General features: G+C 64.1%; 20 protein-coding genes. 1 reads left to right on the plus strand and 19 read right to left on the minus strand.

Annotated features, from left to right (window positions below; genetic code table 11):
• Positions 1-162 precede the first annotated feature (162 nt).
• The 15 genes from JOE62_RS09765 to JOE62_RS09835 form a co-directional block, all read right to left on the minus strand.
• A complete protein-coding gene (locus JOE62_RS09765) occupies positions 163-621 on the minus strand; it encodes a mycothiol transferase (RefSeq protein ID WP_204722204.1) in 459 nt (152 codons plus the stop codon).
• Positions 622-829: 208 nt separating this feature from the next.
• Positions 830-1,240, minus strand: coding sequence for a transcription antitermination factor NusB (nusB, locus tag JOE62_RS09770; protein ID WP_038991129.1), 411 nt, complete (start codon positions 1,238-1,240; stop codon positions 830-832).
• Complete coding sequence (gene efp / locus JOE62_RS09775; protein WP_204722205.1) at positions 1,240-1,800, minus strand: elongation factor P; 561 nt, start codon at positions 1,798-1,800, stop codon at positions 1,240-1,242. The genes nusB and efp overlap by 1 nt, the downstream gene beginning before the upstream one ends.
• 110 nt (positions 1,801-1,910) lie before the next feature.
• Positions 1,911-2,441: a tetratricopeptide repeat protein gene (locus JOE62_RS09780; RefSeq protein WP_204722206.1), complete on the minus strand. Its 531-nt coding sequence runs from the start codon at positions 2,439-2,441 to the stop codon at positions 1,911-1,913.
• A gap of 4 nt (positions 2,442-2,445) precedes the next feature.
• The gene (aroB, locus tag JOE62_RS09785; RefSeq protein ID WP_204722207.1) at positions 2,446-3,537 is read right to left on the minus strand and encodes a 3-dehydroquinate synthase; all 1,092 of its coding nucleotides are present in this window, start codon (positions 3,535-3,537) and stop codon (positions 2,446-2,448) included.
• 81 nt (positions 3,538-3,618) lie between these two features.
• A complete protein-coding gene (locus JOE62_RS09790) occupies positions 3,619-4,107 on the minus strand; it encodes a shikimate kinase (RefSeq protein ID WP_204722208.1) in 489 nt (162 codons plus the stop codon).
• Between the two features lie 13 nt (positions 4,108-4,120).
• Positions 4,121-5,320: a chorismate synthase gene (gene aroC / locus JOE62_RS09795; protein WP_204722209.1), complete on the minus strand. Its 1,200-nt coding sequence runs from the start codon at positions 5,318-5,320 to the stop codon at positions 4,121-4,123.
• Between the two features lie 29 nt (positions 5,321-5,349).
• Positions 5,350-6,198: a shikimate dehydrogenase family protein gene (locus JOE62_RS09800; RefSeq protein WP_204722210.1), complete on the minus strand. Its 849-nt coding sequence runs from the start codon at positions 6,196-6,198 to the stop codon at positions 5,350-5,352.
• A gap of 65 nt (positions 6,199-6,263) precedes the next feature.
• Entirely contained in the window at positions 6,264-7,685 is a 1,422-nt protein-coding gene (gene mltG / locus JOE62_RS09805) for an endolytic transglycosylase MltG (RefSeq protein WP_204722211.1), read from the minus strand.
• Positions 7,686-7,730: 45 nt separating this feature from the next.
• Complete coding sequence (ruvX, locus tag JOE62_RS09810) at positions 7,731-8,204, minus strand: Holliday junction resolvase RuvX (RefSeq protein WP_204722212.1); 474 nt, start codon at positions 8,202-8,204, stop codon at positions 7,731-7,733.
• Complete coding sequence (gene alaS, locus JOE62_RS09815) at positions 8,197-10,887, minus strand: alanine--tRNA ligase (protein WP_204722213.1); 2,691 nt, start codon at positions 10,885-10,887, stop codon at positions 8,197-8,199. The genes ruvX and alaS overlap by 8 nt, the downstream gene beginning before the upstream one ends.
• Positions 10,888-10,906: 19 nt before the next feature.
• Positions 10,907-11,116: a hypothetical protein gene (locus JOE62_RS09820; RefSeq protein ID WP_038991150.1), complete on the minus strand. Its 210-nt coding sequence runs from the start codon at positions 11,114-11,116 to the stop codon at positions 10,907-10,909.
• A gap of 80 nt (positions 11,117-11,196) precedes the next feature.
• Positions 11,197-11,568, minus strand: coding sequence for a DUF948 domain-containing protein (locus JOE62_RS09825; RefSeq protein WP_038991152.1), 372 nt, complete (start codon positions 11,566-11,568; stop codon positions 11,197-11,199).
• Between the two features lie 125 nt (positions 11,569-11,693).
• Complete coding sequence (gene rpsD, locus JOE62_RS09830) at positions 11,694-12,317, minus strand: 30S ribosomal protein S4 (protein ID WP_204722214.1); 624 nt, start codon at positions 12,315-12,317, stop codon at positions 11,694-11,696.
• 187 nt (positions 12,318-12,504) lie between these two features.
• Entirely contained in the window at positions 12,505-13,911 is a 1,407-nt protein-coding gene (locus JOE62_RS09835) for a replication-associated recombination protein A (RefSeq protein ID WP_204722215.1), read from the minus strand.
• An 89-nt stretch (positions 13,912-14,000) separates the two neighbouring features.
• Between JOE62_RS09835 and dtd the strand changes: the two genes are divergently transcribed.
• Positions 14,001-14,438 (plus strand): D-aminoacyl-tRNA deacylase, encoded by a 438-nt coding sequence (gene dtd / locus JOE62_RS09840; protein WP_204722216.1) that lies wholly within the window; start codon positions 14,001-14,003, stop codon positions 14,436-14,438.
• Here the strand turns inward: dtd and JOE62_RS09845 are convergent.
• The 4 genes from JOE62_RS09845 to hisS all read right to left on the minus strand — a co-directional run bounded on the left by JOE62_RS09845 (position 14,435) and on the right by hisS (position 19,233).
• Positions 14,435-14,713, minus strand: a complete 279-nt coding sequence (locus tag JOE62_RS09845; protein ID WP_239543329.1) for a PadR family transcriptional regulator — start codon at positions 14,711-14,713, stop codon at positions 14,435-14,437. The genes dtd and JOE62_RS09845 overlap by 4 nt on opposite strands.
• A 43-nt stretch (positions 14,714-14,756) precedes the next feature.
• Positions 14,757-15,875 (minus strand): hypothetical protein, encoded by a 1,119-nt coding sequence (locus tag JOE62_RS09850; protein ID WP_204722218.1) that lies wholly within the window; start codon positions 15,873-15,875, stop codon positions 14,757-14,759.
• 146 nt (positions 15,876-16,021) lie between these two features.
• Positions 16,022-17,821 (minus strand): aspartate--tRNA ligase, encoded by a 1,800-nt coding sequence (gene aspS, locus JOE62_RS09855; RefSeq protein ID WP_204722219.1) that lies wholly within the window; start codon positions 17,819-17,821, stop codon positions 16,022-16,024.
• An 89-nt stretch (positions 17,822-17,910) separates the two neighbouring features.
• Entirely contained in the window at positions 17,911-19,233 is a 1,323-nt protein-coding gene (gene hisS, locus JOE62_RS09860) for a histidine--tRNA ligase (protein WP_204722220.1), read from the minus strand.
• Between the last annotated feature and the right edge of the window lie 99 nt (positions 19,234-19,332).

Below are 19,332 nucleotides of genomic sequence, written 5' to 3' on the forward strand. Positions count from 1 at the left end.
TGACACTGAATAGGGCATGGGATCGGTCACAAAGATGCATCTGACGGTTCTCGCCAAGGGGCAGAATCACGCAGAACCCGTAAACCGACCCAGCCGCAGGCACGGCAGGTGTTGCGATCGACACACGCACTAAGCGGCCAGGACCGCTGGAAGCGTGCTGCGCTATTGGCCCACCCTGCCGTCGAAGCATTCGCGCAGCAGGTCTGCATGCCCGCTGTGCCTGGCGTACTCCTCGATGCGGTGGACCATCAGGTCGCGGATGATCACCTGCTCGCGTCCTGCGCGCTGGCCGAGGTCTTCGAAGCCGGCCAGCAGGCGGTCGGTGGCATCTTGCTCTCCATGCAGGATGCGCAGCGCCTGGGATACCTGGGCGGGATCCGGGCGCACCGTTTCGAAGTCGGATCCCGCCGGCCCGTAGATCATGCCGGCAGGCTCTCCCGCGGTGATCCAGTTGCGCCGGTCCCGCTCGACTTCGCCGAGCTGGCGCAGCAGGCCCAGCAGGCTGAGCGTGGAGGGCGGGACCGGGCGCGAGGTAATCTGGGCCGCGTCCAGGCCCTGGCATTCGAGTTCGATGGTGAGCCGATAGTCGCGCAGGTAGCGTACGCAGGTGGCCCGCTGCACGCCGGGTCGTCCCCTGCTTCCCGCGGATCCTGGTCGAGATCAAGTCACATGTCCGGCACGATCACCGATTTGCTCCAGCGTTCGGGCTTCTGGCTGATGCACCCTAGCCTCGCCGTCGCACGCCCCGCGGGCAATGGCTGCACAAAAAAGCCCGGGCCGGAACCCCTTTGTGGGGTTCCGGCCCGGGCTCGGAAACGTGAGGATCGAATTAGTCGACCAGGGTGTCCTTGACGCTCTGGATGCGGCCCAAAACGCCATTGACGAACTCCGGCGATTCATCGGTGGACAATTCCCGCACGTTCACCACAGCTTCGGCCACGGCGACAGCGTCGGGAACGTCATCGTTGTACAGCAGCTCCCACACGCCGATGCGCAGTGCGCTGCGGTCAACAGCTGGCATGCGCTCGATGGTCCAGTCCTTGACGTAGCTTTCGAGAACTTCGTCAATGCGGGCCAGGTGGGCGGTCACGCCTTCGATGATCGCCAGCGAGTACTCGTTGAGTACGATGTCCGAGTTTTCCCGTCGTGCGATGGCCACGGCCAGCGGATCTGCATCGCGGGCCTCGGCTTCGAACAGGAACTCAAGGGCTCGGCGGCGGGCTTTGGCGCGGGCTCTCACTAGTTGACACGACCCAGGTAATCGCCGGTGCGAGTGTCAACCTTCACCTTGGTGTTCTGCTCGACGAACAGCGGCACCTGGATTTCCTTGCCGGTTTCCAGGGTTGCCGGCTTGGTGCCAGCCGAGGAGCGGTCGCCCTGCAGGCCCGGCTCGGTGTAGGTGATTTCCAGAACGACCGATGCCGGCAGTTCCAGGTACAGCGGGCTGCCGTCGTACATGGCGATGGTCAGGTTCTGGTTCTCCAGCAGGAAGCCAGCGGCGTCGCCAACGGTGGCGCCGGGAACGGTGAGCTGGTCGTAGTCTTCCAGGTTCATGAAGACGTAGTCTTCGCCATCCTGGTAGAGGTATTGGTAATCTCGGCGGTCAACGGTGGCCAGTTCGATCTTGGTGCCTGCGTTGTAGGTCTTGTCCAGGACCTTGCCGGACATGACGTTGCGCATCTTGGTGCGCACGAATGCGCCGCCCTTGCCTGGCTTGACGTGCTGGAAGTCAATGATGGTCCAGAGCTGGCCATCGATCTTGATGACCTGTCCATTCTTGATGTCAGTTGTATCCGCCACGTTTCCTCAATCCTCTATTTTCGCCAGCGACAGCCGGCATTATCAAAAATCCATGTTCAAGTTTACCCTACGCGCCGTGGGGCACAAAGGGTTGGGCACGGTGGCGCGCATTACTGCGCGGCGCGTTTCTCGGCGATTTGCATGCAGGTGCTGGCCGCGTTGACCAGGTATGCGTCGTCGTCCAACTCGATGCGCAGCTCCAGGGCCTTGCGGAATCGGGTGGCCGCCGCCTTGTAGTCGCCCTTCGCGAAAAAGGAAAGGCCTGCATGGTAGTGCATCAGCGGCTCGTACGCGGTGCCGGCGAATTCCTCGGCCAGCTTGCGCAGGCGGTTGATGGCGCGATCGAAGTCGCCCTGCATGCGGGTCAGCTCGGTGTCCAGGACGCGCAGGTGGGCGTTGGTCGGATCGACGAAACGCGATTCCGCGATCAGCTCGCCGGCCTTGGCCAGCTCGCCACGGGCGAGCAGCACCATTACCTGGTCGGTGGGCGAACCGACCAGCAGCTGCTGCTCGGCGGCCGCCTCGTCAGCGATGTAGGGCTTGAGCGTCTCGGGATCGATCAGCACGCCTTCAACAGCTGTGCCGACACCCTCGCGGTTGACCGATGCGACGTCAATGGCGTATGCGGTGTAGTCGACCATGTGCTTACTCCCCGATTTCCTGGTAGGCGGCGAAGAGCAACGAGTTATCAGGGACTTCGTAGATACGCGGCTTGCCGATTTCTTCCAGCACGACGAAGCGCAGCTGGCTGCCGCGGGCCTTCTTGTCGCGCTTCATGCCATCGAGCAGCGCCGCCCAGCGGTCGTTGCGGTAGGTGGTCGGCAACCCGAGGGACTTCAGGATCGCGACGTGGCGGTCGGCCACTGCGTCGGAGGTGTAGCCCACCGAGCGGCCCAGTTCGGCGGCGAAGGCCAGGCCGATGGACACGGCTGCGCCATGGCGCATCTGGTAGCGCTCGGCCAGCTCGATGGCGTGGGCCAGGGTGTGGCCGTAGTTCAGGAATTCGCGGTCGCCGGATTCCTTCAAATCCCGCGAGACCACGTCGATCTTCACGGCGATGGTTCGCTCGACCAGCTCGCGCAGGCGATCGCTGGCGGGATCGACGGCATCGGCCGGATCCTCTTCGATCAGCTCCAGGATGCGCTCGTCGGCGATGAAGCCGCATTTGACGATTTCAGCCATGCCGGTAACCAGCTCGTTCTTCGGCAAGGTGGCCAGCGCGTCGAGGTCGGCGAGCACCGCGGCCGGCGGGTGGAAGGCGCCGACGAGGTTCTTGCCCTCGGCGGTGTTGATCCCTGTCTTGCCGCCCACGGCAGCGTCGACCATGGCCAGCAGCGAGGTGGGAATATGGATAACCTTCACGCCGCGCAGCCAGGTGGCCGCGACGAATCCTGCCACGTCGGTGACGGCCCCGCCGCCCACTGAGAGCACAGCATCGGAGCGGGTGAAGTCGTTCTTGCCCAGCACTTCCCAGCAGAAGGAGGCAACCTGGATGTGCTTGCCTTCTTCGGCATCCGGAATTTCCGCGGTCAATGCTTCCAAGCCTGACTTCGCCAGTTCGTCGCGAACCACGTCACCGGTGACGCGCAGGGCTCGCGGGTGGATGACCAGGACCTTCTTGACCGCGGGGCCAAGCAGGTCGGGCAGTTGGCCCAAGAGGCCGTTGCCGACCATGACGGGGTACGACTCCGCGGGGGTGCTTCCGGTGACCTTCATGGTGGTCGGTGCGATAGGCATCAGTCTAGCTTCCTCCTGATGGTGGTGATTTTTTCTAGCGTACGCGTGAGCCCGGCCAGAAGTTGCATCTCGTGAGGCTAATCACAGCCCCTCCAGCTGCGGCAACACCTCGTCGAGAATTTGCGAAACGGACTTTCCATCCACGAGAACATGCACGTCAGCGAGCATTTCATAAATTGGACGGCGCTTTTCGTAAACGGCGATCCAGCTCTTGAGGGCTTCGTCACCAGCCAGCAGCGGGCGGTGCCCGTCGCCCTTGATGCGCTCGGCGGCAGCCTGTTCGCCGAGTTCCAGGTAGATTACCGTGCCGCGCGAGAGCAGCTGCTGGTTCTCCTCGCGCAGCACCGCGCCGCCGCCGGTAGCGACCACGCCGGTGCGCAGCCGGCACAGCGCTTGGACTTCCAGGTCGCGGAAATGCGCTTCGCCATGCTCGGCGAAGATCTGCGCAATGGTTCCGTGGTGGGCGACGATGGCCGCGTCGGAATCCGCGAAGCTGGTAGAAAGGGCCGTGGCCAGTGACTTGCCCACGGTGGACTTGCCACTGGCCATCGGACCAATGAGGTAGATCATTGAAGCGTGCTTCCTAGACGCCGGTCGAACCCAGATTGCCCGGGATGCTGGCCAGGTAGGACTCGATATTGCGCTTGGTCTCGGCCACCGAATCGCCGCCGAACTTCTCCAGCAGGGACTGGGCCAGCACCAGGGCGACCATGGCCTCGGCGACCACGCCGGCAGCCGGCACGGCGCAGACATCCGAGCGCTGGTGGTGCGCGGTGGTGTCCTCGCCGGTGGCGGTGTCCACGGTGCGCAGGGCGCGGGGCACGGTGGCGATCGGCTTCATGGCGGCGCGCACGCGCAGCACCTCGCCGATGCTCATGCCGCCCTCGATGCCGCCGGCGCGGTTCGAGTTGCGCTTGATGCTGCCGTCTTCGGCGTGCACGATCTCATCGTGCGCAGCCGAACCGCGGCGCGCCGCGGTGGCGAATCCGTCGCCGACCTCGACGCCCTTGATGGCCTGGATGCCCATCAGGGCGGCGGCCAGGCGCGCGTCCAGGCGGCGGTCCCAGTGCACGTAGGAACCGATGCCCGGAGGCAGGTTGTAGGCCAGGACCTCGACGACGCCGCCCAGGGTCTCCCCTGCCTTGTGGGCGTCGTCGACCTCGGCGACCATGGCTACGCTGGTCTCGGGGTGGAAGCAGCGCAGCGGGTCGGCATCCAGGGCGGCGACATCGGCGGCTCCAGGCAGCGGCGCATCGGCCGGTGCGGCCACGGCGCCGACTGCCGTGGTGTGCGAGACGAGCTGGATGCCCAAATCACTGAGGAATCGGGAGGCCACCGTGCCTAGTGCGACGCGGGCCGCTGTTTCGCGGGCGCTGGCGCGCTCGAGGATCGGGCGGGCGTCCTCGAATCCGTACTTCTGCATGCCGGTGAAATCGGCGTGGCCCGGACGCGGGCGGGTCAGCGGCGCGTTGCGCGCCAGCGAGGCCAGCTCATCCAGATCCACCGGATCGGCGTTCATCACGCGTTCCCATTTGGGCCATTCGGTGTTGCCGATTTCGATGGCTACCGGGCCGCCCTGGGTCTTGCCATGGCGGACGCCACCAAGAAAGGTGACCTGGTCCTTTTCAAACTTCATGCGCGCGCCGCGGCCGTAGCCGAGACGGCGGCGCGCCAGTGCCTCCCGCACTGCTTCGCTATCCACCGATACTCCGGCGGGTAGGCCTTCAAGAATTCCAACGAGTGCCGGGCCATGCGATTCGCCCGCGGTCAACCAACGCAACATGTCATCTATTTTGCCATGACACGAACTGATTACTGGTGTCGGGCCAGACCCAAAGAGTCATACATCGCATTTGTGACGTCCGCTCGGCGCGATTCCTGCCAGGCTCCGGCACTGAAGAATCGCACTTGTTCCACGGCTTGGTGCACGAGCATGTGGATTCCGGAGATTACGGTGCCGCGCCAGGATTGCGCCAAGGCAGAGGGCCAGGGGTCGTAGGCGACATCCAGCAGGATGCCGCTGCCTGCGCCGATCACCGGCACCCAATCGTCGGCGGCACGCGGCGGCAGCGTGGAGAACACAAGCGGGATGCGGTTCAGCGTCGCGGCCAGCGCCGGGTCGATTCCCGAAATCTCGTGGACGGTCGTTTCCATCCCGAGCTGGTGGGCCAGATCGACGGCCCGGGAGGCCCGCGAGGTGGCACGCACGACAAGCTCCAGCTGGCTCACGCCGACTTCAGCGGCGGCCTCGATGGCTGCCAGCGCGGTGTTGCCCGAGCCCAGGATCATCGCCTGCGCGCACTGGTCGAGCCCGAAATCGGCGAGGGCCTGGACCAGGCCGTCGACGTCGGTGTTTTCCCCGTAGAGGGTGCCGTCGTCGCGGACCACGATGGTGTTCAGCGCGCCGAGGCGCTGCACCCGTGCGGACAGGTCGTCCATGAATGGCACGAACGCATCCTTCAGCGGCATGGTCACCGAGCAGCCGGTCCAGTTGCCTGCGCGCAGCGCGGCTGCATGCCCGGCAGCCTGGCCCGGTTCCATGTCGATCGCGCTGTAGCTGATCGGCGCGCCGAGCAGCTGGTAGGCGGCGCGGTGCAGCACTGGAGACTTGGAATGGCTGATGGGGTGGCCGAGGACGGCTGCCTGCTTCATTTTCTTCATGGACTTCCTGCTGGTAATTGCCCGGCCCTGGGGGCGGCAACGCGTCTTTCGTTCGCGGGCTTGCGCTAGCAGACGTCTGGATGCTTGTCGCACCAGGCATCGAATTCGGCCTTGTACCGCTGGTGCTCTTCGTAGGTCGAGGCGAACTTGGTCTCGCCGGTTTCGATGTTGACGGTCACCCAGTAGTAGTAGCCGTTGTCTTCCGGATTAGCGGCGGCCTCGATCGCGGGATTCGCTGGCGAGCCGATCGGAGTTGGCGTCAGGCCCTTATGGACGTAGGTGTTGTATTTGTTCGACGCGTCCTGCTTCTCCTGCTGGCTGAACTGCAGCGAGTAGCGGCCCAGCCCGTAGATCACCGCGGAGTCGACCTGCAGCAACCCGTGGGTTTCACGGTTGCCCGGATCCAGCCGGTTCTCGATCGCTCCGGCGACCGTGGCGTAGTCCGGGGTGCGCGCCTCCGCCTGCAGGATCGAGGCGATCTTCAGGATGCGGTAGCCCTCGTCGAGGTCGGTAATGCCCGCCTGTTCCAGGGAAACCTTGGTGGCCTTGACCAGCTCGGCCAGCACTTCTTTGGCGCTGGTTTCCAACGGGAAGCGGTACTCCCCCGGGTGCAGCCAGCCTTCGAGGTTCGTCACCGAGTCGGGCAGGCCGAACTCCTGCGGCTTGCTGGCCAGCGCCTGCAGGTCCTTCTCCTTCAAGCCCGAGCCCTTGGCGATCTCCTTGAGCGCGGCATCCATGCGCATATTGGCCTTCAACGCGAAATAGAAGACCTTGTCCGGACGCTGGTTGATGAGGATCTCGGCCGCGTCGGCTGCTGGCATCTGCTTCTTGAGCAGGTAGGTGCCGGGGTGGATGAGCCTGTTTTCGGCTTCGGAGTCGGCGACGGCGTCGGAGAACAGGCCATCGTCGGAGACGACGTCGAGCTCTTCGAGCTTGCGCGAAATGATGTTCACGCCCCAGCCATCTTCCACGGTGAATTCCACGGTGGCCCCGCCCGGGCCCGGGTAATCGTCGGGGTTAAACTGCTTGAGCAGGGACTTGATGAAGAAGACCGAGCCGGAGACCACCAGCGCGAAGATCAGCACGGTGGCCAGCATCACCAGGTTGCGCTTGCGCTTGGTGCGCTTGCGCCGCTGGGCCTTGTGGGCCGCGGCTTGCTCGTCCCGGGGTTCGTCGCCAAAGACTGGCGCCGGTCGCTCGGCGGGTGCTTCTTCGGTGTAGTCCTGATCCTGGGGGCCTGCAGGCTCAGCGGATTCCGGTATCTCGGAGTCGGCGGCCGCTTGGGCGGGGAGGAACCTGGTGTGGGTGTCTTCCCCGCCCGAAGCGTTGGGTACCGCGGTGGCCGCTAGCGATTCGCGGTAGTGCTCGGCGCCGGCCAGTTCCGGTTCAGAGGGTTGTGCGATCGGCACGCCAATTCCGGCGGCAAAGCGTTCATATAGCGCGCGATGCGTTTCGCGTTGCCGTTCGTGGCGGGCTTCTTCTCGCATCAACTCTCATCTCTCGGGTCGTTGTGGAGCACTAGCGGTGGTGGGCTAGCGCAGCACAATCCGGCTGGCTTGCACGCGGACATTGTTACGTCGCATTTCCAGCACTTGCTGCAGGATCTCGGTGGCTGCGACCTGGTCGACCACCTTGCGGTGCTCTGCCATCTTCTTGCCCGAGGCGTGCAACGACCGATGCGCGTTGACGGTGCTCAGGCGTTCGTCGACCAGGAAAACCTCAAGCTCGATATTAGCGTCTGCGGCTTCTTCCGCCAAGGCAATCGCGTAGTCACGTGCCATTTTGGTGGATTCGGTCGAGTTGCCGGCCAGCGATTTCGGCTCCCCGACGAAGACCTCGGTGACGCCGCGATCGGCAATAATCCGCAAGAGCATCCGCAGATCCGAATTCTTCTTCGCATCCCTGCGCAGGGTCATCACCGGAGCGGCGAGGATTCCCGAGGGATCGGATGCGGCGACGCCGACGCGGGCCAGGCCCACGTCGACGCCGAGTGCGGCATTAGCCATTGGCCAGTGCCGCCTGGATGGCAGCCAGCGCGTCGTCGATCTTCGACGCGTCCTGGCCGCCGCCCTGAGCCATGTCGTCCTTGCCGCCGCCACCGCCGCCGAGCACGCCGGTTGCGGTGCGGACCAAGGCGCCGGCCTTGAAGCCGTTGGCGCGGGCCTCCTCATTGGTGACCGCCAGCACCAGCGGACGGCCGTTGGACACGCCGATCAGCACGATGACTGCGGCTTCGGAGCCCAGCTTGCCCCGCAGATCCAGCGCCATGGTGCGCAGCGCATCGGCGGAGTCGACTTCTCCGGCGTTGTGCGCCAGCAGGCGGGTGCCGCCGATGGTGACGACCTTCTGCAGCAGCGCCGCGGACTGGGCCAGCATTGCCTGGCTCTTCAGTTCGGCAATCTGCTTCTCAGCGGCCTTGAGCTTGGCAACGGTGTCGTTGACGCGCTCGGAGACCTGGCTGGATGGTACGCGGAACAGGCCGGAGAGCTCGGAGACCAGGGCGCGCTCGGCGGCACCATGGCGGAAGGCTTCCATGCCCACCAGCGCCTCGACGCGGCGGTTGCCCGAACCCACCGAAGCTTCGGAGAGCAGTGTCAGCTGGCCGATGCGGGCGGTGGTGTCCACGTGGGTGCCGCCGCACAGTTCGCGCGACCATGCGCCGTTCATCTCCACCACGCGCACGTCGTTGGCGTACTTCTCGCCGAACAGGCTCATCGCGCCCAGCTTCTTCGCCTCGGACAGCGCCATCTCGTTGGTGATGACCTGGTGGTTGGCGGCGATGGCAAGGTTGACGACCTCTTCGACCTCGCTGCGCGCGGCAGCGGACAGCGCCTCGGCCCAGGAGAAGTCGAAGCGCAGGTAGCCTGCCTTGTTGAAGGAGCCGGCCTGGGTGGCGGTCGGGCCTAGCAGCTCGCGCAGGGCGGCATGCACCAGGTGGGTGGCCGAGTGCGCCTGCTCGCCGGAACGGCGGCGCACGGCATCGACCTGGGTGCGCACCAGTGCCTCGGCAGGCAGTTCGCCTTCGCGCACAATGACCTTGTGGACGCTCAGGCCCTTGACCGGGGCCTGCACGTCGGTGACTTCCAGCACGAATCCGTCGCCGGTGATCAGGCCGCTGTCGCCTGCCTGGCCGCCGGATTCGGCGTAGAACGGGGTTTCGTTGAGCACCAGGTCGATTTCCTGGCCCTGCTCGGCGAACGGCACGACCTGGCCATCGCGGATGATGCCGCGGATGGAGGATTCGCCTTCGAGGGTGTCGTAGCCGGTGAAGTGCACGTTGCCGGCCTCAGCCAGCATGTTGTACACCGACAGGTCTGCGTGGCCGGCCTTCTTGGCCTTGGCGTCTTTCTGGGCGCGGGTGCGCTGCTCGTTCATCAGTTCGCGGAAGCGCGACTCGTCGACGGACAGGCCAGCCTCGGCGGCGATCTCCAGGGTCAGGTCGATCGGGAAGCCGTAGGTGTCGTGCAGGGTGAAGGCGTCGTCGCCGGAGAGGTTCTTGCCTTCCTCCTTGGCGTGGTTCAGCGCCTCGTCCAGGCGGGTGGTGCCCGAAGCGATGGTGCGTCGGAAGGCGCGTTCCTCGGCGTAGGCGATGCGGGCGATGCGCTCGAAATCGGCCTCGACCTCCGGGTAGACGCCCTTCATGGCGTCACGCGAGACCGGAAGCAGCTCAGGGAGCACCTCGGAGTCCACGCCCATCAGGCGCATGGCGCGCACGGCGCGGCGGATCAGCCGGCGCAGCACGTAGCCGCGGCCTTCGTTGCCCGGGGTGACCTGGTCGGAGATCAGCATCAGCGAGGAGCGGATGTGGTCGGCGATCATGCGCAGGCGCACGTCGGTGGCGTGGTTCGGGTCGGCAGGATCCTCGGTGGAGGTGTAGGTGACGCCGGCCAGTTCGGCTGCCTTGTCGAGCACCGGACGGACCTGGTCGGTCTCATACATGTTCTCGACGCCCTGCAGGATCATCGCCAGGCGCTCCAGGCCCAGGCCGGTATCGATGTTGCGCTTGGGCAGTTCGCCGGCAACGTCGAAGTCGGTCTTGGAGCGTACTGCCGAGAGGCGGTACTGCATGAACACCAGGTTCCAGATTTCCACGTAGCGGGTCTCGTCGACGGCGGGGCCGCCTTCGACGCCGTAGGCCGGGCCGCGGTCGTAGTAGATCTCCGAGCATGGTCCGCCCGGACCTGGCTGGCCGGTGTTCCAGTAGTTGTCTTCCTTACCGGTGCCGACAACGCGCTCGGTAGGCATGCCGATCTCTTCTTCCCAGATGCGGCGGGCCTCGAGGTCCTTCTCGTCGCCGTCTTCGTAGACGGTGACCCACAGGCGGTCCTTGTCCAGGCCGTAGCCGCCGTCCTCGACGGAGCTGGTCAGCAGCTCCCAGGCGAAGTGGATGGCTTCCTTCTTGAAGTAGTCGCCGAAGGAGAAGTTGCCGCACATCTGGAAGAAGGTGCCATGACGGGCGGTCTTGCCGACCTCTTCGATGTCACCGGTGCGGATGCACTTCTGCACCGAGGTGGCACGGGAGTATGGAGGCTCTTCGCGTGCGGTGAGGTAAGGGATGAACGGAACCATGCCGGCCACCGTGAACAACAGCGAAGGGTCGGCCGAGACCAGCGAGGCGCTCGGCACCGCGGCATGGCCCTTCGAGACGAAAAAGTCGACCCAACGACGGGCAATTTCCTGCGTTTTCATCGTGTTACGGATGATCCCTTCACTTAGCGGCGTCCACGCCCAAGGCGGAACGCAATTCTTCTTCGCGGGAGCTCATTCCCTGGCGGAAGGCTTCCCAATATTCCGAGGCGCGGTCGGCGTACTTGCCGACCTGGCGGTTCAGCGCCGCCCCGGACGAAACTTCAGCGTATTTCTTGGACGCGAGCACGCCGACGCCCACTCCAATCGAAACCCACAAGAGCTTTTTCATTCTAGTCTCCTTGGCGGCCACCAGATGGCCGTATCCTATTCAGCACGCCAATACGTGTTCGATCAAACAGCGTTGCCTGCTTAGCGGCTGCGGCGTGCCTTGCCGCTTGGCTTGGTGTTCATGGCAGCCTTCACGCCTTCGGTGAATGCTGCAACCTTGATCAGCGGCTTGCCAACGGTGGCTGCTATCAGCGAAGATAGCGCGGATACGTTGGCGGTGGTGTCAGAAACGTTGCTGGTGATGACGTCGACCTTCTTGAGCTGGTCATTGGTGGTCGCAACGGTGGTCGCGACTTCGCCGATCAACGGAGTGGTTCCGTCAGCCAGGTCCTTGATCGATTTGCGCAGCTCGTCGAACACCTTGCCCAACTTGATGATCGGCACTGCCAGCAGCACAACTAGTACGACAAACGCGCCGGCGGCGATGAGCCCTGCAATATCCGAACCCGACATGTGCTTCCTCTTCTGCTTTGGGTTTTTGGTGCCAGTCCACCTTATCGAAGTCAGAGCATAGATAGGTAGTTAAGCGACAAGCCCGCAACCGTTTCCGGCTGCGGGCTTGGAACTAGCGCACGGATTTAGCGTGCGTAGTACTCGACCACGAGGTTCTCTTCGCAGGTCACTGGGATTTCGGCGCGCTCTGGGGTGCGCACGAAGGTCGCCTGGAGGGCTTCCAGCTTCACGTCCAGGTAAGCAGGAACAGCTGGCAGCACCTTTGCGTGCTCGCCGGCTGCAGCCATCTGGAATGGAACCATCTTCTCGCTCTTCTCGTGCACGTGGATCAGCTGACCCGGCTGCACCTTGAAGGACGGACGGTCTACACGCTGGCCGTTGACCAGGATGTGGCGGTGTACAACCATCTGGCGAGCCTGCTGGATGGTGCGGGCGAAGCCTGCACGCAGAACCAGGGCATCCAGACGGGACTCGAGCAGAGCCAGCAGGTTGCCGCCGGTTTCGCCGCCGAGGCGCTTAGCTTCCTTGAAGGCGCTCGCCATCTGAGCTTCGCGGATGCCGTACTGGGCACGCAGACGCTGCTTTTCGCGCAGACGTACTGCGTAGTCGCTGTCCTGCTTCTTACGGGCGCGGCCGTGCTGGCCTGGACCGTATGGACGGCGCTCCATGTACTTTTCAGCTTTTGGAGTCAATGCAAGGCCGAGCGCACGCGAGAGGCGTACGGTACGGCGGGCACGGGCGTTAGCCATGGTGTGTCCCTTTCGATTAGCGACGGTATCTACTGGCCTCCAGGAGGGAGAGTGTGTGGGCGTCGCGTCCCTGCTTCACTTCAACCTCGCTGTGCAGCCGATCACTCGAATGCACAGGCAAGGCTTGCCAGCCAAAGATCAAGTTTACACGAAACCGCCGCTGCTTTCCCTGAGTCCTAGCGCACACTTAGCGCTTGCCCTTGGAGCGCAGCAGATCCTTGCCGCGGATGATCTCGCGCAAGCGGGCCAGGCGGGACCCAAGGGTCTTTTCGGCGCCGTTATTGGTGGGCGTGTAGTAGTTGGTGCCCACCAGGTCATCGGGCAGGTACTGCTGGGTAGCGATGGAATGCGGCGCATCGTGAGAGTAGATGTAGCCCACCCCGTGGCCCAGCGATTTGGCACCTGGATAGTGCGCGTCGCGCAGGTGGTCGGGAACCAGCGAGCCCTTGCCTTCGGACACATCGGCCAGGGCGGCGTTGATCGCGTTATAGGAGGCGTTGGACTTCGGCGCAGTGGCCAGATGCACCGTCGCCTGGCCAAGCATGATCCGCGCTTCGGGCATGCCGGTGAGCTGAACCGACTGGGCGGCGGCGACCGCGAGCGGGAGCGCGGTGGGATCGGCCATGCCGATGTCTTCCGAGGCCGAGATCATCAGCCGGCGGGCGATGAAGCGGGGGTCCTCCCCTGCGGAGAGCATGCGGGCCAGATAGTGCAGGGCAGCGTCCACATCCGAGCCGCGGATGGACTTGATGAACGCGGAGATGATGTCGTAATGCTGGTCGCCATCCTTGTCGTAGCGCTGTACCGCCTGGTCCATGGCCAGCTGCACATGGCCTGCGGTGATGTGCACCGGCGGTGCGACATCCTTCCCGGCGGCGTTCCAGGCGACCGCGCCGGCGGCCTCCAGCACGGTGAGCGAGCGGCGCGCGTCGCCCTGGGCCAGGCGGACAATCGCCTCGCGCTGCTCGTCGTCCAGGATCACTTGTCCATCGAAGCCGCGCTCGTCGGCTACAGCACGCTCGAGCAAGGTGGACAGGTCGCCGTCGGTCAGCGGGCGCAAGGTCAGCAGCAAGGAGCGCGAGAGCAACGGAGAAATCACCGAGAAGGAAGGGTTTTCGGTCGTCGCGGCTACTAGGACGACAACACGGTTCTCCACGCCGGGCAGCAGGGCATCCTGCTGGGCCTTGTTGAAGCGGTGGATCTCATCGAGGAACAAGACGGTGGTGATCCCGCGCAGATCTCGGTCGTCCTTCGCCTGTTCGATGACCCGGCGCACGTCCTTGACGCCTGCGGTGATCGCGGAGAGCTCGACGAACTTGCGGTCGGTGGCGCGGGCGATCACGTGGGCGATGGTGGTTTTGCCGATCCCCGGAGGGCCGTAGAGGATCACGCTGGCCGGGCCTGCCAGGCCGGTTTCCGGATGCTCGGCGAGCTGGCGCAGCGGAGAGCCGGGACCCAAGAGATGCTGCTGGCCAACCAACTCGTCCAGGGATCGAGGGCGCATGCGCACCGCCAGCGGCGGACGCGGCCGGTTGACTTGGGAGGTGCTCCCATCGTGCTGATCATCGGACAAGGAATCGAACAAATCGCTCACCCCCTAAGCCTACCGATACTCTGGTAGTCGCGCGGCGCAAGCCAACACGTCGTCGCACTCACACACCGCCTCTTGAAAGGACTTGCTCCATGCGCGCCGTCGTCCAGGTCGCCAGCACCGCCCACGTCGAAATCGAAGGGGAGATCGTAGGCCGTCTCGCTTCCCCCGGGCTGGTGATCCTGCTGGGGGTCACCCATGACGATGATGAAGCAACGGCTCGCAAGGTTGCGGAGAAGATCTGGCGGCTGCGGATCTTGAAGGACGAATCCAGTGCAGAGTCCACTGCCGCTCCACTGCTGGTGATCAGCCAGTTCACGCTCTACGGGTCGGTGCGCAAGGGCCGGCGCCCGTCCTGGTCCAATGCCGCGCCGGGCCCGGTGAGCGAACCGCTCTACGAGTACTTCGTGTCATACCTGCGGGAGCTGGGGGCCCACGTGGAGACCGGGAAGTTCGGGGCGATGATGAATGTGTCGCTGGTGAATTCCGGGCCTTTCACGGTGATCGTGGATTCGGCCGATCTGACCTAGGTTCCGGTGGATTGAACCAGTGCTGCCAGCTTGTCGAAAGTCTCGCGCTGGCGGCCCAGTTCGGCGCGACCGGCGGCAGATAGACCGTAGACCTTCCGTCCAGGACCACCCTGGCCTTCTTCCCACCGCGTGTCCACGAAGCCCGCGGCCTCAAGCTTGGACAATGCGGGATAGAGCGTGGCACCCTTGATCGGACCGAAACCCCGTTCTTGCAGGGATTTGGACAGCGCATAACCATGAGCCGGGCTGCTGGAGAGCTCTGCAAGAAGCAACATAGGCAGTATCGCGCGTTGCCAGCTACCGGGAAATGGCGCATCTTTACCCATCTTTTCCTTCTTCCAGCCCGCGGGACTGGGCACGCCTTTCGGCCAGCCTGTCCTCGACATAGCTTGCCCGGTTCGCAGGACGCAGCTCATAGAGTGTCCCTGCAGCAAAAATCAGCATGCAGACCGCGAAGAAGATATCCCAACCGTTGCGTTCTGGAGCGATCACTGCCGGAACAAGGCTGATGCTGTACAGACCCACGACAGCTAGCGGAAACAGGCGACGAAGCAACCAGCGCCGCTTTAGCGCTTTGCCGGTGTTGACCGACAGCCCGATGGCGAATTCGATCGGCGTGCCGAACTCATCGGAAATTCCGGCATTGCCGTCCTCCCTGTGCAGGGCTGACCAGTGTTCGCGGGCAGATTCAATGGCGAAGTCCGCCTCTTTGCTCCGCATTCCATAGCGCCCGCGTAGTAAACGCGAAACCTCGGCAAACCAGGACTCAGGATCCACATCCACGCAGACCGCTTCTCGTTTCGCGCCAGATTTCTCTGTAAACGGCAACCAAAAAACGCTGACAACCAGTGCAACGCCGATGATCGGCACCAGCCAGTTGGGCAGCGGCATCGCTTCCTCCGCGCCGAGTACTGCGATCAGCACGGCTACAGCGGTGGCAGCAGTGGCTGCGGCAAGGCCGAGTATCCAGGATAGGGCGAATTTGCCCCTGACCCGATGCAACCACCACAGGTGTCCAGATACTGCCAAGCCGGCCCCGGCGGACAAAGCCGCCAGCTGCCAATAATGCCACGATGTCGCGGCCCATCCATCTCTGAATCCGATCCAAATACCGAACCCTGCGCATAGCAGCCCGACGACCAAGCCGGCACCAGCAATCAGCCCCCAGCTATTACTGACCGGCAGCTCCGAATCAGCCAGTTGCTGAGGGGTCAAGCGCGCATAAGCTCGGACTTCGCCGAATTCAGCGGGATCACCGAAGAGTTCTTCCGCGCTCTGCCCACTGTCGCGGATAGCATCCAAGACCTTCCCCAGTTCCGCTGCGCACTGGGAATCATTCAAGTCCTTCCACCACAGAGCAATGTTGAAGTCCCGCGCCCATTCGCAGTCGCTTTCTGGGTAGAGCCCAGTAACGTCGTCGGGAAGCACCAACGACACGGGTTCTCCTGGGATCGAATACTAGGTTGAAAAGCAACCTAGTATTGAAATCGCCATTAATCCATTGCTTGGCCAACAAATACGCAAAAGAAGCCGGATGGAACACATGAAATGTGTTCCACCCGGCTTCCTTGAACAGCGAATGCCTACTTGGCTTCAGCCTTAGCTTCGCCCTCTTCAGCTTTCTTCTTCTCCGTCTTGAAGTCGATGCCGGCTTCCTTGCGCTGCTGCGGGGTAATTGGCGCAGGAGCCTGGGTCAGCGGATCGAAGCCGCCACCGGTCTTCGGGAAGGCGATGACGTCGCGGATGGACTCCGAGTTGGTCAGCAGCTGCAGCACGCGGTCCCAGCCCAAGGCGATACCGCCATGCGGTGGGGCGCCGTACTTGAAGCCCTCGAGCAGGAAGCCGAACTGGGTGTCGGCCTGCTCCTGGGTCACGCCCATGACCTTAAAGACACGCTCCTGCACGTCGCGCTGATGGATACGGATGGAGCCGCCGCCGATTTCATTGCCGTTGCAGACAATGTCGTAGGCGTAGGACAGGGCCGAGCCAGGATCGGTGTCAAAGGTGTCCATGAACTCAGGCTTCGGGCTGGTGAACGCGTGGTGCACAGCGGTCCAGGCACCGGCACCCACTGCCACGTCGCCGGAAGCGACAGCGTCGGAAGCGGCTTCGAACATCGGCGCATCAACGATCCAGACAAAGGCCCAGTCGCCATCCTTGATCAGGCCGGTGCGGTGGCCGATCTCGACACGAACCGAGCCGAGAAGCGCGCGGGATTCGTTCTTCTTGCCGGCGGAGAAGAAGATGCAGTCGCCGGCAGAGGCGCCGGTGGCGGCGGCCAGGCCGGCCTTCTCCTCGTCGGACAGGTTCTTGGCCACTGGGCCTGCCAGCTCGCCATCTTCCTTGATCAGCACGTAGGCCAGGCCCTTGGCACCGCGCTGCTTGGCGAATTCCTGCCAGGCATCCAGGGTGCGGCGTGGCTGGGATGCGCCTCCAGGCATGACGACGGCACCGACGTACTCGGACTGGAACACCTTGAAGGAGGTGTTCGCGAAGTACTCGGTCATCTCCGTCAGTTCCAGGCCGAAGCGCAGGTCCGGCTTGTCCGAACCGTACTTGGCCATCGCCTCGGAGTAGGCCATGCGGCGGATCGGGGTCGGCACCTGGACGTCGATCAGGCTCCACAGCTCCTTGACCAGCTTCTCGCCGAGCGCGATGATGTCGTCTTCCTCGACGAACGATGCCTCGATGTCCAGCTGGGTGAACTCCGGCTGGCGGTCCGCGCGGAAGTCCTCGTCGCGGTAGCAGCGGGCGATCTGGTAGTACTTCTCGAAGCCGCCGACCTGCAGCAGCTGCTTGAACAACTGCGGGGACTGCGGCAGCGCGTACCAGGAGCCGGGGGTCAGGCGTGCAGGCACGACGAAGTCGCGGGCGCCTTCCGGGGTGGAACGGGTCAGCGTCGGGGTCTCGATTTCGATGAAGCCCTCATCGTGCAGCAGGTTGCGCGCGACCCGGTTGGCCTCGGAGCGCAGGCGGATGTTGCGTGCCGGGGTCGGGCGGCGCAGATCCAGGTAGCGGTGGCGCAGGCGCGCCTCTTCGCCGACCTCGACGTGCTCATCGACCTGGAATGGCAGCGGAGCGGCGGTGTTCAGCACGGTCACGGTGTCCGCGATGACCTCGATCTCGCCGGTTGGCAGGTTCGGGTTCTCGTTGCCTTCCGGGCGGCGCTCGACATTACCGGTGATCTGCAGGACGAACTCATTGCGCAGCGGATGGAAGTCCTCTTCATCGCGCACGACGACCTGGGCCACGCCCGAAGCGTCGCGCAAATCCAGGAAGGCGACTCCGCCGTGGTCACGGCGGCGTGCGACCCAGCCGGTGAGGGTGACTTGCTGTCCAATGTGCTCGGCGTTCAAGACGCCCAGCTGATGAGTGCGTAGCACTACGATCCTTTCGGTTTGTGTGGAAAGTTTCTTCCCATGAAGTTTAGTGCACCATTACTGGTGCGCGGGCGGGCTGCTCAGCCCTGGGACTAGCTGATGGCGATCTTCAGATCTGCTTCGGCCGGCATCCAAGTGGCCGGATCGGCCGTCACCTGCTCGCCGGAGCGGATGTCCTTGGCCTCGTGGGTGCCGTCGGCGTGGGTGAACCACACGAACGGAATCCCGCGGCGATCAGCGTATTTGATCTGCTTGCCGTACTTCTCCGCGCTGGCCGCGACCTCGCAGGCAATGCCGCGCTCGCGCAGCTGCGCAGCGACATCCTGAGCTTCGTGCCAGGAGTCCTCGTTCGCCAAGGTGACATATACCACCGACGGCACCGAACGGCTCGCGGTAACCACCTCTTCGGCCAGGATGCGCGAGACCAGGCGGGTGACGCCGATGGACAGGCCCACGCCGGGGTAGTTCTTCTTGCCCTTGGAAGCCAGCGATTCGTAGCGGCCGCCGGAGCAGATCGAACCCAGCGACTCATGGCCCACCAGCACGGTCTCGTACACGGTGCCGGTGTAGTAGTCCAGGCCGCGGGCGATGGACAGGTCGGCCATGACCTTGCCCGGTGCGCGCTTGGACGCGGCGTCGATGACCTGCGCGAGCTCATCCAGGCCGGTGTCCAGCAGCTCGTGCGTCACGCCCAGTGCGCGGACCTGCTCGATGAAGGAGGTGTCCAGGGTGCGGATCTTGGCAAGGGCCAGGGCGGCGGCGGCCTGTTCGGCGGTGGCGCCGACTTCCTCGATCAGGATCTTGGCAACTGCGTCGTCGCCGATCTTCTCCAGCTTGTCGATGGCGCGCAACACGGCGTCCGGATCCTCCAGGCCCAGGCCGCGGTAGAAGCCCTCGGCCAGCTTGCGGTTGTTCACGCGCAGGCGGAAATCTCCGATCGGCAGGGCGGACAGCGCATCTGCGATGGTCAGCGCCAGTTCCACGTCGTAGCTGAAGGGCAGGGCGCCATCGCCAACGACGTCGATATCTGCCTGGGTGAATTCGCGGAAACGGCCGTCCTGCGGGCGTTCGCCGCGCCACACCTTCTGCATCTGGTAGCGGCGGAACGGGAAGGCCAAGTGGCCGGCGTTCTCCACCACGTAGCGCGCGAAAGGCACGGTGAGGTCGAAGTGCAGGGCCAGCGCGTTCGGATCGTTCTTGTCATCCTCGGCGGCCAGGCGGCTCAGCCCGTAGACTTCCTTGTCGATTTCGCCCTTGCGCAGCAGCTGCGCGCGGGTTTCCACGGCACGGGTCTCGATATTGGCGAATCCATGCAGTTCGAAGACATGGCGCAAGGTGTCCAGCACGTGCTGTTCGACAGCCCGTTCGGCTGGAAGCCATTCCGGGAAACCTGATAGTGAGGCCTTGCGTGCCATGAAACTCCTTAGTGCAAATTGGGCTACCTACCCATCTTATAGCCCGAAACCCGAGAAACCTGTGCACGTCGGCTTACTAAGAAGCGGAGGTCACAGGTA

The organism is Glutamicibacter nicotianae (assembly GCF_016907615.1).
GTDB classification, from domain to species: domain Bacteria; phylum Actinomycetota; class Actinomycetes; order Actinomycetales; family Micrococcaceae; genus Glutamicibacter; species Glutamicibacter nicotianae.